At 58.1% G+C, this 15,593-nt stretch carries 15 protein-coding genes; 4 read left to right on the plus strand and 11 right to left on the minus strand.

What is annotated here, in order from left to right; all coding sequences use genetic code 11:
- Positions 1 to 7 precede the first annotated feature (7 nt).
- The 9 genes from SPV1_RS10855 to SPV1_RS10895 all read right to left on the minus strand — a co-directional run bounded on the left by SPV1_RS10855 (position 8) and on the right by SPV1_RS10895 (position 10,723).
- Positions 8 to 772, minus strand: coding sequence for a DUF4391 domain-containing protein (locus SPV1_RS10855; protein ID WP_009851246.1), 765 nt, complete (start codon positions 770 to 772; stop codon positions 8 to 10).
- The gene (locus SPV1_RS10860; protein WP_040881845.1) at positions 769 to 3,963 is read right to left on the minus strand and encodes a helicase-related protein; all 3,195 of its coding nucleotides are present in this window, start codon (positions 3,961 to 3,963) and stop codon (positions 769 to 771) included. The genes SPV1_RS10855 and SPV1_RS10860 overlap by 4 nt, the downstream gene beginning before the upstream one ends.
- 414 nt (positions 3,964 to 4,377) lie before the next feature.
- Positions 4,378 to 5,082 (minus strand): PFL_4669 family integrating conjugative element protein, encoded by a 705-nt coding sequence (locus SPV1_RS10865; RefSeq protein ID WP_050754737.1) that lies wholly within the window; start codon positions 5,080 to 5,082, stop codon positions 4,378 to 4,380.
- A 387-nt stretch (positions 5,083 to 5,469) separates the two neighbouring features.
- On the minus strand, positions 5,470 to 6,594 hold the full coding sequence (locus SPV1_RS10870) for a helix-turn-helix domain-containing protein (RefSeq protein WP_081441999.1): 1,125 nt from the start codon (positions 6,592 to 6,594) through the stop codon (positions 5,470 to 5,472).
- Positions 6,545 to 7,099 carry an STY4526/YPO1902 family pathogenicity island replication protein gene (locus SPV1_RS10875; RefSeq protein WP_009851250.1) on the minus strand — a complete coding sequence of 185 codons (555 nt, stop codon included), beginning with the start codon at positions 7,097 to 7,099 and terminating at the stop codon, positions 6,545 to 6,547. The genes SPV1_RS10870 and SPV1_RS10875 overlap by 50 nt, the downstream gene beginning before the upstream one ends.
- Complete coding sequence (locus SPV1_RS13995) at positions 7,096 to 8,400, minus strand: ParB family protein (protein WP_009851251.1); 1,305 nt, start codon at positions 8,398 to 8,400, stop codon at positions 7,096 to 7,098. The genes SPV1_RS10875 and SPV1_RS13995 overlap by 4 nt, the downstream gene beginning before the upstream one ends.
- A gap of 12 nt (positions 8,401 to 8,412) precedes the next feature.
- A complete protein-coding gene (locus SPV1_RS10885; RefSeq protein WP_009851252.1) occupies positions 8,413 to 9,243 on the minus strand; it encodes a ParA family protein in 831 nt (276 codons plus the stop codon).
- 157 nt (positions 9,244 to 9,400) lie between these two features.
- Positions 9,401 to 9,640, minus strand: a complete 240-nt coding sequence (locus SPV1_RS10890; protein ID WP_040881846.1) for a helix-turn-helix domain-containing protein — start codon at positions 9,638 to 9,640, stop codon at positions 9,401 to 9,403.
- 150 nt (positions 9,641 to 9,790) lie between these two features.
- On the minus strand, positions 9,791 to 10,723 hold the full coding sequence (locus SPV1_RS10895) for a hypothetical protein (RefSeq protein ID WP_009851255.1): 933 nt from the start codon (positions 10,721 to 10,723) through the stop codon (positions 9,791 to 9,793).
- A gap of 101 nt (positions 10,724 to 10,824) precedes the next feature.
- Between SPV1_RS10895 and SPV1_RS10900 the strand changes: the two genes are divergently transcribed.
- Genes SPV1_RS10900 through SPV1_RS10915 form a run of 4 tightly spaced genes read left to right on the plus strand, consistent with a single transcriptional unit; the run spans position 10,825 to position 14,627 of the window.
- Positions 10,825 to 11,172 carry a hypothetical protein gene (locus SPV1_RS10900; protein WP_009851256.1) on the plus strand — a complete coding sequence of 116 codons (348 nt, stop codon included), beginning with the start codon at positions 10,825 to 10,827 and terminating at the stop codon, positions 11,170 to 11,172.
- Positions 11,151 to 11,909 carry a conjugal transfer nickase/helicase domain-containing protein gene (locus tag SPV1_RS10905; RefSeq protein WP_040881847.1) on the plus strand — a complete coding sequence of 253 codons (759 nt, stop codon included), beginning with the start codon at positions 11,151 to 11,153 and terminating at the stop codon, positions 11,907 to 11,909. The genes SPV1_RS10900 and SPV1_RS10905 overlap by 22 nt, the downstream gene beginning before the upstream one ends.
- Positions 11,909 to 13,957: a type IV conjugative transfer system coupling protein TraD gene (gene traD / locus SPV1_RS10910; protein ID WP_009851258.1), complete on the plus strand. Its 2,049-nt coding sequence runs from the start codon at positions 11,909 to 11,911 to the stop codon at positions 13,955 to 13,957. The genes SPV1_RS10905 and traD overlap by 1 nt, the downstream gene beginning before the upstream one ends.
- The gene (locus SPV1_RS10915) at positions 13,950 to 14,627 is read left to right on the plus strand and encodes a DUF4400 domain-containing protein (protein WP_009851259.1); all 678 of its coding nucleotides are present in this window, start codon (positions 13,950 to 13,952) and stop codon (positions 14,625 to 14,627) included. The genes traD and SPV1_RS10915 overlap by 8 nt, the downstream gene beginning before the upstream one ends.
- 156 nt (positions 14,628 to 14,783) lie before the next feature.
- Here SPV1_RS10915 and SPV1_RS10920 read toward each other — a convergent pair whose 3' ends face one another.
- The gene (locus SPV1_RS10920; protein ID WP_009851260.1) at positions 14,784 to 15,296 is read right to left on the minus strand and encodes a GNAT family N-acetyltransferase; all 513 of its coding nucleotides are present in this window, start codon (positions 15,294 to 15,296) and stop codon (positions 14,784 to 14,786) included.
- A gap of 1 nt (position 15,297) precedes the next feature.
- On the minus strand, positions 15,298 to 15,546 hold the full coding sequence (locus tag SPV1_RS14810; protein ID WP_009851261.1) for a type II toxin-antitoxin system TacA family antitoxin: 249 nt from the start codon (positions 15,544 to 15,546) through the stop codon (positions 15,298 to 15,300).
- Between the last annotated feature and the right edge of the window lie 47 nt (positions 15,547 to 15,593).

A 15,593-nucleotide genomic window follows, 5' to 3' on the forward strand; every position in this document is an offset into this window, starting at 1 on the left:
GGACTCCTTAGGTTAATTGTTCCAGCAGAGCGCTGCGTAGCGCCTCGAGCTGTTTGATTTGTAAATTCAGTTCCACCTGCCGTGCCATTTGGCGTTCTCTGGCCGCCTGTTTACGAAGACGAGCGATTTCGTTAGCGAGTTCGCGCGCCTTGTGCAGCTGTTGCCGTTGTTCCGGCAATCGGTCAATGCTTTGTGGCGAGCGGTATTGTCCTGCTTCGTGCCAGGTTTCCAAGGCCAGCAGGCAGGCAAGCCAACCCTGATATAAAGCAAAGAGGTGATTTTGCGGCTGGTTGTTCAATGCCAAATCGTGAAAAAAGGCATCCGGGGCGTCGTCAAGAACAGGCGTGATATGAGGGTAGCTATCCTCCAAAACCATTTTGTCTTTTTCGTTTTGCGCCCAGCGCTTGTACGCAAGCGACAGCGATAGCGCATCTTCCTGCTCGATGATTAGCAATACAGGATAGGGAATGGCACGGTGGAGCAGTTCAATCAGGCGGGTTGCCTTGGTCCCTGACTTTAAGGTGTTGCGCAGTTGCAGCTGGAGCACGGCAATTTCCAGGTATTCGCGCTGTTCGTCGGCAAAGGCCGGCACGCCGATGGTATTGGGCTTGAGAGAAGCCAGCCACCAAAGCCCTTCAATGCCTTCCTTGATTGCCCGCCGGTCGGTGGCGGTGGTGGCCGCCTGTTCGCTGAGTACTGTTTTGGGGACTTTCTGATCTACGTGGCTACTCATCGGTAGCGCGAGTGCTTCGCTCAACTGCAGGGCGTTCATTGCGCTTCCTCCGGCAAAATCACCAGCCAGGCGATGACTTCCACATCGTCTTGTCCAGCAAACTCACCCTTGAGTGCATGCGTACCGCCCGGGCTGAACAGGCTCTCAATGGCCCGCTCTTGGCTTTTCCCGGCAATAGAGGCGGCGGCCTCTGCGAGCAGCTTCTGCGCCTTGCGCATGTCGGCGCCGTTTTTGGTTTGGCGGTTCCAGCGACTGATGGCATTTGAGTCGGGTATCTCTTTGCCCATGCAGGTGCGTTTGAGCAGGTCCAGGCTCTTCTTGGCCTGGGTATAGGGCAGGTGGATGGCGCCGTCTTCGGTCACATGAACCAAGGCATAGGGGGCCAACGGGTAGCCGGGCTCAAATACCCGCTCGGCGGCTTTACCTGTCACTTGCAGGCAAAACAGGATACCCGGTGGGATATCTGCGTCGCTTGCTGTTGTCACGGCAAAGACCCCAAGCGGCAGGCGCTCCAGGGTATCTGGATTCTCTTTGAGGTAGCGGGCCAGATCCATGCGGAAATCGGACAGGGTGAGGTCGGTGATGGAGATTCCGGTGGATAGATCCTCCAGATCGATCACCGTCTCCTGCAATTTGAGCAGCTGCTTGCGGCGGTATTCGAGATCATTCATGGGGTCGCCCGATTGGGCCTCGATCAGGTTCTCCTCGCCGGTCGCAGAAATATCCAACAGCACCATGCGGCCACTCACCCGGGCTTCCAGGTTGATGTATTCATCCAGTTCCATGTTGGGCCAGAAGTTGACCAGCTGGATTCGGGTATTGGGCGATCCGATACGATCAATACGGCCAAAGCGCTGAATGATGCGCACCGGGTTCCAGTGAATGTCGTAATTGATGAGCCAGTCGCAGTCTTGCAGGTTTTGCCCTTCGGAGATGCAGTCGGTAGCGATGAGCAGATCTATCTCGCCTTCGCCGGCAAGCTCGATCGGGCGTTCCTTGGCGCGGGGCGCAAAGGCGCTGAGGGTTGATGCCATATCTCGGCGGATTCCTGGCAAAGTCGTTTGAATTCCCCCCGTGCCAGTAACCAGCGCCGTGTGGATACCGTGCTGAGCCTTGGCCCAGTTTGCAAGTTGATCATACAGATAACGGGCGGTGTCTGCGAAGGCAGAAAAAACGATCACCTTGCGATTGTTCGGATTGATCGGTTGCTCGATTTTACGGGCAATAATCGTTTTGATGGCTTGTAGCTTGGCATCTTTCTCCGGAGAGACTGCCCGTGCAGCGGCCAGTAGCATCTTGAGGCGGTTACGATCCTCACGAAGGTCTTGACGCCAGCGGATACGATCAACATCTTGCAGCAGTACCTTAACTTTTCTTCCAACCAGCAAGCTTTCGAAGGTGGGATCCTCGATATCCACATCACTGATATCGATCTCACTCACCTCTTGAGTCTCCACGGCCTCGATCTTTTCCAGCAGGCGTTCCACATCCGCCAACTGTCGTTCCAACGTCAATGCAAAGGCGTGGACGGAGCTCTCCATGCGCTTGAGCAGGTTGACACGCATGAGCTGAACCAAGCTTTCTTCCCGATCGGCTTGTCGGAATATGGATTCGCCGCCACGAATTCGGGTGCTGTACTTGGCGTCGTACTCAGCACGTTTGCTTTCCAGTACGTAGCGCAGGGGTGCATAGGCTGCCAGACTCAGCCGACGAATCTCACGATTGATTTGTTCAATGGGAGGAAATTTGCCTTGGGTATCAACGTCGGGCTTGACGTTGATTGGTTTGAGGCGCTCAGGAAACTGGCCCGTTTCGGCGATGCCGTAATATTTTTCAATGTGTTTGCGCGAGCGGGCGATGGTCAATAAATCCAGCAGTTTGAAGTAGTCAAAGCCCAACATTTCCATCAGGCGCGCAGGCGTGCGTTCGGCTGCTGGCTGATCAAGCCAGCGATTGAACTGTTTCTGGGCATGGCGCGTGGTGGCATCAATGCTCCTGATACCGTGATCCCACAAAGCGTCATCCTCCCCTTCCGTAATGAAGGCGATTTGGTTCTTGAGATCGGCAAGCCGGTTGTTGACGGGGGTTGCCGAGAGCATCAGCACCCGCGTTTTCACGCCTTCACGGATGATGCGCCGCATAAGGCGGTCATAGCGACTCTCACGGTCCTTATAACTGGCCTTGTTACGGAAGTTATGGGATTCGTCGATCACAACCAGGTCATAGTTGCCCCAGTTGATATGGGTCAGGTCGATGTCGCCTGACATCCCCTGGTCACGGGATAAATCGGTGTGATTGAGCACATCGTAATTGAACCGGTCATCCGCAAGAGGATTGCGCCGGTCATTGGCACGATACAGGGTCCAGTTGTCACGCAGGCGTTTGGGCGCTAGTACCAGCACTCGGTCATTTCGAAGCTCGTGATACTTGATGACTGCAAGCGCTTCGAAGGTTTTGCCCAAGCCGACGCTGTCCGCGATGATGCAACCTCCAAATCTGTTGAGTTTGTCAATTGCGCCAATGACTGCATCTTTTTGGAACTTATACAGTTTTTTCCATACCTTGGTTTGATGGATACCTGTAGCTGCTTTGATAACCTGGTCTTCATCCAGTGAACCATCACGGTCCTTGAACAGGCTGTACAATATCAAGGCGTAGATGTCATAGGGTGCCCGATCCGCGGATATTTCCCGAAGGGCGTGCACCAGAACTGAGTCTCGAACCTTAACCGGAGGAAGCATTTGCCATTGTTGTTCAAACCAGGCAGATAGTTGTGCTGCCTCATCCTCCGATTCCGTAGCCTGAATCAGTCCAAGGGGGTTGCCCGGTGTCAGGCCAAGTCCATCGGTCGTCAGAGCGACTGCCCCCACCAATGCCTTTTTTGCTGCACAATCCTTGCTTTGGACCACAATCATTCCTTGCGGCATTCCCCCCGATATCTGGCGAACCTCCGCGCATGACGCAATCCAGGATTCACATTGCCTGGCATGCCAATGGTTTTGTAGTTGATTGCGAAAAGAACGTGCAGCCTCGTTACCCAACAATTCCAAACCTTCTTCAGATGAAGAGACGATTCGGGCTGTTAACTCACCTTGTACTGTTTCCACTAGGCGCCACATGGCAAACAGCGATATTTTGGGGGTCAATACAGCGATACAATCGCCAGGAGACAGCGCCTCACCGACCTCATCAATCACCCGGCTCGCCCCACTATTCTGGATCAATCGCATTGCTTCATGCACCCGCCGGGGCTGTCGGGATAGGCGTATTGGTTATTAAAATGATTACCATTGTAAAAACTGAGGCTGCGCAATCACAATCATCCATACAAATCATATTTCCAGATGGTTATGACTTTCTTCCATGCCGCCAAATTGTATCGCCCACTATTCCGGGTTTATCTGACAACCAGCGATTTTCCATTGCGGCCATGTTCAGTCTCCTTTCAGGCATGCAAAACCGGCGATGCCTCTCCCGGACGGTATACGGGAACTATGTGAACATGATGAATGAAGTCAAACGATCTTTGCCGATTTGGACCGATGGCCTGCTGGGGCGCTTGATTGGAACGCGGAAAGCTTGGCTGTTGATTCGGAGGCTGTCGGCTATCGGCGGAGGAAAATCCGAGATGGTCGTTTTCCGGATCAATCGGCTGTTGCCTCTGCTTCCTCCACTCTTTCCGCTTCACTTGCGTCATCGCCGATGTACGGCGATACCCTGGGCCTGCGGCCGGCGACAATCTCGGGCGGCGGGCTGCCCATCTCCTCCACGGCCCGGTTCCACTTCGCGTTCGCGGCGCGCGCGTCCTCACGTGTGACGCCATGGAACCTGTATTCGCGCTGGAGTTCGAAGGCGCGCAGCACCATGCGCATGGAGCGGCGGATGTTCTGTTCGTTTTTCGCATTGGAGATCAGGCCGACATGGCGGCAGGTGTAGCAGGCGCGGATCAATGCATCGCACTCGGATACGAGATAGGCGCCCATGAAGCCGTAGGGTGTGGAGAATTGCAGTGGCACACTGACCGGAGTGCTGGATGCCGCCATCTCCACGTTCACACCCTTCTTCCCATGCTGGAAATGGGTGGCGAGCATGCGGTGCATATCGCCGATCTCCATCCTCGCTGTTTCGATGGCGTGGTACGTTTTCTCAAGGAACCAGTCGGCGAACGGGTCGTCCGCCTGGGCAGCGGCCCAGATGCTGTTCATGCGCGCCGCGAAGCGTAGCAGCCCCGTCATCGGCGACGGACTACCATCCGACCTGCGGCTGTACACCAGCCGCCAACCCTGCCTGGTATGAATCTCGATGCTGGCAGCGCCGGCCAGGGAGCCCGGCATTTGCAGATCCGCCATGATGACCTCCTCGTTTTGTAGATGACGAAAAGCTAGGCGGAAGGATCGGCAGCGCAGGAAACCCGCCGGCTGGCGGGTGCGGTTTCTCATTTCAATACAACAACGCAGCGGCCGATCCATGTTCCGGTGGTTCAGCCTGAACCGGTGCGCCATCGTTGTTGTTGTATTGTTAATTTGTTCTGGTCTATGGGTATTCGTGTAAATCTGACTGATTCAATGGGCTTTACACGGGGGTGTAAAGAATCTTTACTTGGCGGGCATGGTCGGGTCGGCGCGGATTATCCACAGGAATTTCAGCCGCGATTCGCGACCAACCTTCGATTGGAAAAGGGAGTGCCTATTTCATGGGCATGGATACCGAAGCCCCGAAGTGAACTCGCGGAGCTATTACTCTTCTTGAATCTCGATATCCTCCGGCCTGATCCCGATGGCGAAGGCTTGGGCGTAGCCGTCTCCACCGCGTCGTTTGACGAGACCGGCCACGATATCCTCGATCACATGACCTCGAATCGTGACGCGCCTGCCTGCCGCCAGCGCGGTGCGCGCAGCCTCCAGCGCGTCGGACAATGCCTTGATCTCTTTGGACCGCTTGCGCTCTTGTGCCTCGACATCTACAAACAGCCCCTTTCGCGCACGTTCCACCAGTCTTGCAAGATAGCCCAGCGGGTTGCGCACATTGCTGGCGCCGGCCAGTGCGTCCAGGAGAGGTTGGCGCAATGAGGAGGGAGCGGCTCTCAGAATCGCCTCCGCATGCTTTTCCATGCCCCGCAGGGCATCCGGCCATGTGTATTGAACATTGACGCCCTCGGGCGGTTCAGACTGAACCAGCGTCTGGTCCACGCGGGAGGCGGCGTCCAGCAACGGCACCAGCCCTGTCTTCGGCGGCATGGCGTTTTCATTAAGATTCCTGCGTATCCCGGCAAGCAGGTCGTCGTCCCCATCCTCGCTGCGGCGCATCAGGCGTTTCAGGACAAGGGTCGCGACTTCGCTCACCCGCTTCTTTGATGGTCCGGCTTGCTGCGCCATGCGCCTGAGCATGGCCAGGTAATCCGGCGCGAGCAGCATGGTTTCGGATACGGGCAAGGGTAAGGCGTGCAGCAGGTAGTAGTTGCCGATCACATTGCCGTGTTCATCCCGAACCCGGCGCACGGCGTGCAGCCAGCGGGTCGCCTGGAGCACATCAATCGCGTTCTGGATCGTGGGTCGACTTACCCGGACAAGTCGCGCCAGGCGGGAGATGCTGGGCCACGCGCCGTCCTCGCCCGGTTGGCCGATATGCGTGCGAATGACCTGCCACACCAGCTTTTCGGTCGGATTCAGCAGCGGGTCGAGAATCAACCGGCGTGGAATCGAATCGTGCCAGCTCCCTGTATAGACGACATGCTCCTGATCCTTCCCCGCATGCCGATCCTTGCGGTAGGCCAGCATGCGCTGGATGCCCCCTTGAATGCGCCAGCCTTTCTCAGTCTGCGTCACGGGGGATGGCCTTCCGGCCGGCGTCGCCATTCCCATGCCTGTTCTCCCCCAGGGTGCGACTCTTGATCTCGTTCCAGATGACGGGCAGCGGCATCTCCATGCGCTTGGCGATATGCAGGAAGCGCTCCCTTTCCTCCATTTGCCGACAGGAAAGCCACATATCCCATATCCGTGACGATTCGTAGGGCAGCGGCTTGCACGGCCTGCCACCCTGATTGGGTACGCCAAGCTCACCGCGCAGGCGGGTGGTATCCTCACGGTTCATGCCGAAGAGCGATTTCATCATCGCGGTCGATGCTCCGTGCCGGATATATTCATGGATGAGCTGACGATCCTTCTTCACCAGGTCAACCCGCCGCAGCGCCCGATTGAGTTCGTCCTCGTGCAGCGAAATCGAGAAAATTCTGCACCGACATCCGGCCAGAAGCTCCATGTCCTGCATCGTCAGCGCCTGCAGCTTCCGCCGCATATCGGGAGATATGTCCGAGTCTTCCTGGCTCATCACGACCCGGAACAGGTGAAACATGCTCTCTCCGTTCATGCGCCGGCTCCGGAATCAAGCCGGTTCTGCGTTTCCATGATCAGCACATTGTCCAGGGCAAACGGATCGGAAACGCCCGTTTCGTTCCTGGTGCGCAGGGTCGCCTGTACAATATGCCGGACGTTGCGTAGCAGTTCCAGCAAACGGTCGGCATCCTCGTCATTGAGCCCGCACCACACCGACAGAGAAATACTGCTGTCCCTTCCCGTCTGGAAGGCCGATATGGCGGCCAGGAACCCCTTGTCACCAAGACGCGCGGCGTCGCCCTCGCCCAGTTCGAATCCGAATCCGCTGTCGTAAGGCCTGACATTCGCCCGGCCATCGGCCAGCGCCATGGCCAGCTCGTAATTCCTGGGACGAAGCATGATGATGCGTTGCAGAAGACGTATGGGCTCCGGCGTGGGCCGGCTGGTCTGGCCGTCATCGCCCGTGTTGAAAGACGAGGCTTTGCCGGTGACGTTTCCCGCGGGCTGGGATGCGGCGCTCGCTTCATCCGGTTCAGGCTGAACCGGGATCTCCTTCCGAATGCGCTGAAGGGCCGAAACGATCTTCGAAGGATCATCGTCGCACGACATGAAGCCTTCCCGGATCGCATCTTCATGCTTGCGCAGGAACAGACTCAGTTTTTCTCCGGCATATGACGCCCATTCGGAGAAGGCGCTTTTGATCGTTTGCACATGGTGCGGACCAAGCGATCGCAACAGTCCGTCGGGCATCAGGTCGGCCAGAATCTCGACAAGATCCTTCATCCTCGCCAGCTGGGCGTGCGAGAACGTCAATCCCCGTTCCGGCAGCATGCGCTCGAACTCGCGCCAGGAAAGGCTTTCGCCGCATTCCTCTTCCACGACTTTCTTCAATGAATGGATGGCTTGCGCCTTGTCCGCGAAGCACATCTCCCCGCGCAACTCGTTCTCGGCGATATGCGCCGACAAGACACTGGCATCGCCCGGCCACGGCTTGAACAACACCTGCACGCGCCAGAATCGTTCATCACCCGTTTCTCTCCAGAGTTCGTTCAGAATGTGCAGGCGCGTGTTGCCGCCGGATTCGATGATGTAATGGTCATCGCCCGGACGCTGGGTGACCGTGAACGGATTACGGATACCGACCGCCGCGATGGACGCCTTCAATTCCTCGTAACGGGGATGGTCGGTCTGTCTGGGATTGCGCTCGTAAGGGCGGATTTGATCCAGTGTCAGCATGATCTGCACAGGAAGAAGCGGTGCAGCCGATGCAATCCGGTCGGTTTCGGGCGGCTTGAAATAACCGGTTTGCAGGCTGCTTCTTACATCAACCTCCATCCCCGATTTTCCTCAGATCGAAGCAACCGCGGGATCGGGTTGAAGTGAATCCGGAGCGTCACCGCCCAGCAGCTCCCCGGCCAGCCCCTCCATCACTTCCGCGCCGCAGGGCGACGCTCCTCTGCGCCCGACATCCAGTCGATGCACCGGAATTTGCCGGGTCGCCGACTCGCGGTACGCCTTGGCGGCCGGCACCCAAGTCTTCAGAAGCGAAAAACCGGACTCATCCTGGAAGTCGGCCATACGGAACTGCTCCGCGATGCGTCTAGCGTCGCGCGTGCGATCCATCCGGTACAGCACAGCTTTCAACGGCGGCGGTGTGGCGCCGATAAAGCCCAGCATGGGGTTGATCTTCTCCAGAACGAAGCGCATGCCGCGCATGAATTCCCGTGCTGAAAGAATTTCCGATGGCACGGGACTGACGATCATATCCGCGGCCACCACCGCCGCTTCCAGCAATGGGCTGGCCGCGCCCTGGGTATCAATCAGGACGATGTCATAATGCTTCCGGAAATCGTTCACCGCCGCCCGCATGCGCAACCGGCCGTCCGGCTGTCGCATGATCCATTCATGTAGCCTTCCGTCCGGATCGTCCGAGTAGACGATGTCCATCTCCTGGGCGGGAATCCGACTGACAGACATGTCGGTGTTCAGTTCCGTCATCATTGAGGTCAATCCGGATTGGTTTGCCTCGATGGGGAAATAGTTGGAAAGCGTCGGCTGGATATCCGCGTCGATCAGCAGCACCCGCCAGCCGCAGTCGGCCAGATATGCTCCCAGATTGGCTGCCAGCGTCGTTTTACCGCTGCCCCCTTTGGTATTCGCTATCGCAATGCAGGTCATGGTCCCTCCTTGGTCTGTTTCTCCTTTTTTGTTCATTTTTGATGTTTCCGGTCAGTATTCCTGCTGAAAAACAAGAAATTTGCTGGCCGGCCAGCATGCAAAAGCAAGGTGATGGACAATCCCACATACGATATGCCGTGTTTCGCACGCACTGGATCTAACCGGATTTCATTGCTGGCTTCATGCGTGGCCGACCACGCCTCTTGGGCGCAGGCCGCTCGACTTGCTGGACCTTGCTTTCCAGCCACCGCCTCACGTCTTCCTCGCGAAACAGAATGGTCCTGCCTGTCTTGATGAATGGGGGGAGTTCCTCGCGTCGCCAGAGGCGGTTGAGAATGGTCTTTCGGCTTACTCGCAGGTATTCGGCCAGATCATCCACCGACCACATGACATCCATAAGCTGCCTCCTGTCATTGGAATGACGGGGCATTGTCGGCGTTGCAATGCAGCTGTCAGAAAACCTTCCGGGGATCAGCGATGGGTTTTCAGGATATTGCGGGATCGAATGGTCGTGGAATCAGCTTGATGCGATCGAAGATACTGCCACTCACCTCAAATACACTTCCGTGATGTCCGGTCGGAAGTGGCCCAGTTCCTGGCTGACCACGGCCAGCGCTTTCCTGTACGGGAACCCGGATGATTGCAGCTCCCGCATCCGCTCCTGCGCGTAGGCGTGCCGGACGCCATGCGCCCCCTCATGCCAGCCGATGGCGCGTTCAGCCGCGGTCCGGAACGATGACGCCCAGGCTCGTCCTGCCCCGATGGCATAATGTTTTTCATAACGAACACCCTGATCCCGCACGCTGACAGGTTCGGCGAGGCGCCGTGATTCAAGCCTGTCGGCCAGATCGCGGAGAATGAGCACCTCACGTATCAGGCCGCCCTTGCCCTGGACGGTGTACAGGGCGCCTTCCCGGCCGGTGAAGCGGTCTGGCGACCAGTTGCGATGCGGACTCGCCGGCTGCTCGTGCGCCGGCCGTAACGTGTAGAGTTCATGTTGCCTGAGCCCTGCGGCGTGGGCGATTCGCGTGGCCAGCGCGTTGTGTTCCCGCTGGGCGGTCGCGATCATGGAGACCTGCTCCGGCGTGTAGGCTCGACCCGATGGATAGCGCGCTTCGCCGGCCTCGGATTTGGTTCGCTCCAGTCGGACGCCTTCCATGGCGAATCCGGGCTGGCTTAGCAGCTGCAAGGCCCGGCGTTCGTTGTCCAGCCCCTTCTGGCCAATGCGCTCCGCCCGGTCGGCAAGGTATTCCCGCGCCATTTCCGGCGTGATGTCGCGCAGCCTCGAAATACCGTGCCGTTCCCGGATAGCATTTCCGGCGCGGATCAATGCACGGGCCATCTCCTGCGCGGTTCTGATGCTGTGTATCCTGCCGCTGTCATCACGGTGGCGCGCCTGGCCGATACCCGTTTGCGAACGAACGAATGCCCTGGCCTGAGAGGCGATATCCTTGCCCGATCCCTTGCCGAAGCGCGCCATGCCGGAAGTCTGCGTCTGTCTTTAAGCGCATGAGGCGAAACCATCGGCGAATCCCGGGAATGTTTTGAGCTCAACTCCTCCCGCCATGCCAGCGTTGCGACATGGAAACGATTGATGAACGACTGGGTGTCGAAGAAGTGGTGGCCGCGCTGCGCGCGAACGCCTGCGGGGTGGAGGCATGGATCGAGTGCGAGGATGAACACCCGGAAGCATGGATGCGGCTTGCGGCTGCCCAGGCGGTGCGGCATGGAGGACGTGCCGCCTTCATTCAGCAGCTTTCCGTTGCGCCCTTCCTGTTCTACAGGTTCAGCAACGGCAGGCGGCTTTGGGACGTAACCAGGGAAAGTTTCAGTGTGTTCGCCCGATCCGGCGATATTGAGGTCTGGCAGGAAGAGAGCCCCTATCCAAAGCCGGGCGTAGTAAGGAAATGGCTGGAAAGCCTATTGTAACCGGGATCCGGAAGCTTGTCGGTTTTCCCGAAAGGCACTGGCAAGCGCTTTGCGCACCGATGATGGAAACAGCGCCTGAACATGCGCTGGAGCTTGCCCGGCGGGTTCTCACACTCCGGCAAGGCGTCTACTTGCCGCCCGGCGCATCGGCCGAGGACATCTACCGCCTGCGCGATGTATGGACCTACGCGGTGCTGGTAACAGCCCTGCGAGGCGCGGGCATGGATGTGGCGTGTGTGCCACCCATGGGCATGGCCTGGATTGAGGCCGATGCGGAATGTGCCAGAAGCATGAGGCTGGCGTTGGCTGAACCGCCTACCGGCGTGATTGCGGAATTGATCGCTCGCGCATGCGCCACGGAGATGTGCACGCCGGCCGCGCGGCAGGAGCATGAGTCGGCACGGCCGGGAGAAATGTTTATCGAATGGCTCCGCGAAGGCATCAAGTCAGGGGAGATAGCTGTCAATGTGCCGGGCGCGAAGGTGCATGTGGTCGAGGATGGCGTGCTGATCGTCAGCCCGGGCGCCTTCAAGGAGTTTGATGCCATCCACTGGCAAGCGGTGCTAGACGACCTGTTGGCCATGGAGATCCACGTTGCCCGTGATGGCAGTCCCATGCGCTGCTGGAACGTGCGGGACAGAGATGGCGCCTTCGTTCGTGGAGTTCTGATTGCCAATGTATCCCTGTTGTTCGACTCGCCGCCGTATGTGAATACGGCCCTGGAGGAGGCAATCTGATGGCGCATGCGGTGGAAAGCCGTCTGCGCGCCGCCGTCGAGTTCGTCCCCGCCACGGCGGCCGGCATATCGGCCCTGGCACTGGTCACCAGCCCGTCATTGTTCCTGATGCCGGGAGCGCTCGCGAAAGGAGCCGCGGGCTGCTGTGCCGCCCTGGCCATTCTGCGCGCTCATCAGGGGCTTGGGGTGATCAGGTACCGCTCCCACCTGAGGCGCCTGCCCCGTTATGTGCTGAAACCGGATGCGGTTCCGGTATCGAAACTGAAACTGTTCTGGGGCATGGGCTTTGAATGGACGCAGAGGCATTCGCAGCGGTTGTTCGACACCCGATTGCCTGAGAATGCGAAATACCTTGAACCGGGACGCGCATACCGCGCGGCCAGGGATCTCGAATTCCGGCTGGAGAAATCCAGGGCCTTCGCCTTCATTCCGAAAATCACGGGCGCGCCGGCCTGGTGGAACCCGGTCAGGCCGTTTCCCCCGGTCGGCGGCAATCCGGCGCTGCACGGCGTCGGCATGGAGGATGAGCGCCCCGTATACTCCGACATCGGCGAGCGCGTCGGGCACACGCTGGTACTTGGAACCACGCGCGTGGGCAAAACGAGGCTCGAAGAGCTTCTGGTCACGCAGGACATCCACCGGGGCGACGTGGTGATTGTGTTCGATCCCAAGGGAGACAAGGAGCTGATGAAACGCATGTTCGCCGAGGCGAAGCGCGCTGGCCGCCTGGAAGATCTCCATATCTTCCATCTTGGACACCCGGAGATTTCCGCCCGCTACAATGCCGTGGCGAATTTCACCCGCATCACGGAGGTGGCCGGCCGCATATCGGGCCAGCTCTCGGGCGAAGGCGATTCGGCCGCATTCAGGGAGTTCGCCTGGCGCTTTACGAACATCATCGCCCGCGCGCTGGTGGCGCTGGGGCAAACGCCTGATTACGAGACCATCGCCAAGTATGTGCGCAACATCGAACCGCTGCTGGTGGAATACTGTTCGTGGTGGTTGGATCGCTCAGGTCCCGCCGGTTGGCGGGATTCGGTCAAGGGCATCGAGGAAAGCATCAAGCCTGAATCTCTGCCCCAGCATTTGCGTGACCGGGGAATCCACTCCGTTGCCATCGTCCGCTACATCAAGCAGCGCGATCTGTACGACCCGGTGGCGGACGGACTCCGTTCCGCCTTCGAATACGACAAGACCTATTTCGACAAGATCGTCGCATCCCTGCTGCCGCTTCTGGAAAAGCTGACGACGGGCAAGGTGTCCGAACTGCTGAGCCCCGATTACACCGATATGGACGACCCCCGCCCGATCATCGACTGGATGCAGATCATCCGCCGGCGCGGCATCGTCTATGTCGGACTGGACGCGTTAAGCGACGCGGAGGTGGCCGCCGCGGTCGGCAATTCCATGTTCGCCGACCTGACCTCCATCGCGGGGCAGCTGTACAAGTTCGGCCTGGATTATGGATTGCCGGATCTTGGCTCATCAAAGGCACCTCCTGCGATTTCGGTGCACGCGGACGAGTTCAACGAGCTGATCGGCGATGAGTTCATCCCGCTGCTCAACAAGGCTGGCGGAGCCGGGTTCCAGGTCACCGCCTATACCCAGACATGGGCCGATGTGGAGGCGCGGATCGGCAACCGAGCCAAGGCGGAACAGATCGGGGGCAACTTCAATGCGCTGATCATGCTGCGCGTGAAGAATGTGAGAACAGCCGAGATCCTGACCGATCAGCTGCCGAAGGTGCAGCTGGTCTCCAAGACGGCCGTGTCCGGCGTGACCGATGTGGCGGATGCTTCCAGCCCCACGGAGTTTGCCTCGCGCAACGAGGACCGGCTGACGGAGAAAGAAGCGCCGATGATCGAGCCGGCGGACATCGTGCAACTGCCCAAGGGGCAGGCGTTCGCGCTGCTAGGCGGTGCCAGGCTGTGGAAGCTGAGGATTCCTCTGCCGCACACGGGCCCGGATCCCATGATGCCACGGGATTTCGGCGAGATGGTGGAATGGCTGTATCCGGATGGTGTCGCGACAGGTGGACACGATGGCTGACACACCAACCCGGCCGATCCGCACCGGCGTATGGTATCTTGCCTGGAGACTTCCACTCATTCTGCTGACCGCCATGTTTGTCCACGTCATGATGGCATCATGGATCTGGCCGGACGGGCATTTGCATTTGAAAGGCGTGCTTGCCCAGGACATGTCCCGAATCCAGGCGTTGGAGACAATCGACAAGGCCGGACCGCTGGCCGCCCACTGGGCCTCCGGGGCATACCGGTGGATGTTCGAGGAGACGGGATTCAACGGCATGATCAGAGCCTTCTCGCAACCAGCGGGCGTGAACCCTCCGGATACCGAAGTGCGCAAGCTGGTGGTGCATTTCTGGCCGGAGATCCAGGCGGCGATGTATTCGGTGCAGATTCTTGGCGAGAGAATGGCCGTGCTGTTTCTCACCCTGCCGCTGTTTCTGGTTGCCACACTCATCGCGGTAAGCGATGGCTGGGCAGGTCGCTGGCTCAGACGCGCCCACGGTGGTCGGGAGTCGGCCTTCCTGTACCATCGGTTGAAGCGGAGCGTGTTTCTTACCATCGTGCTGCTGTGGACAGTCTGGTTCATCATTCCGGTCAGCATGGATCCCCGCGCGGTAATCTTTCCCTTCGTCATCCTCTTTGCGGTGACCGTCCGATTCACCATTGGCTATTTCAAGAAATACTTTTAAGGAAGGGAAAAGCAAAGCCAAGCCTCATGATGCCAGTTTGCCAGATGCTTACCATGCATAGCATAGGTATGCATCTGACCATGAAAATAAACCACCCTTCCACGCTGTTTGACCGACCCGACAAACAGATGCAACAGAGCTCGCAGGGTGTCAGTGTCAAATCGGATTCAATGCCTTCCTGATCGTCGCAGTAGGCAAGTAGAATTGCAAAGGATCGTCAGAACTCTGAATAAAGCCGTATTTCCTATAGAAGTTCCCTGCGCTTTCGTCTTTGGCGTCCACGAATAACGCGCACATGCCGACGGCCTCCTGCGCAGAGAGAAAGTTTCTCATCGCATGGATGAGCAGTTTTTCTCCAAAGTCTTGCCCTTGGTGCTTCGTGGTCACCGCCAGTCTGGCCAATCTTCCGGCAGGCAGCGGATGACTCTTGGGGAGCTTTTTTCTATCCGATGGCTGGAAACTTTCCACGCGCACATCACAGGTTGTGATGGAATAATAACCAATGATTACAGTCGGGTTTGCTTTCGGCGCCAGCACAAATATTCTGTATACCCCATTCTTGATATGCTGGGCAGCAATTTTCCCGATATAAAAATTAAGCTGATCGTTGCCACACCGGAAACCTCGTTTGTTATGTTTCCTGGCAAGCGGCTCAATAATGATTTCCAACTCAGGATCGTTTGGCCGCTGTCAGCAACGCATGGTTCGGCGCGGACGGGTTGTCCAGTGCGGACAGGAAAGCCGACGCATATTCCCGAGTGACAGTCACTGTTCTTTCTCTCTCAAGAACCTTATGAGCCTCGTGGAGGGCGGCAATGGCAATGAAATCGGACACGATGACTCCCAGAGCGTCAGCCGCCTCAAGAACAAAATCCCAAGTTTTCTCCGGTACTCTTGCCGAGCTTCTTGATGAAACCATATTAACGCGCGAATGACACCATTTTGGAGCCAATATGGTGTAGTAAT

Origin of the sequence: Mariprofundus ferrooxydans PV-1 (genome assembly GCF_000153765.1) — a bacterium.
Lineage (GTDB): Bacteria > Pseudomonadota > Zetaproteobacteria > Mariprofundales > Mariprofundaceae > Mariprofundus > Mariprofundus ferrooxydans.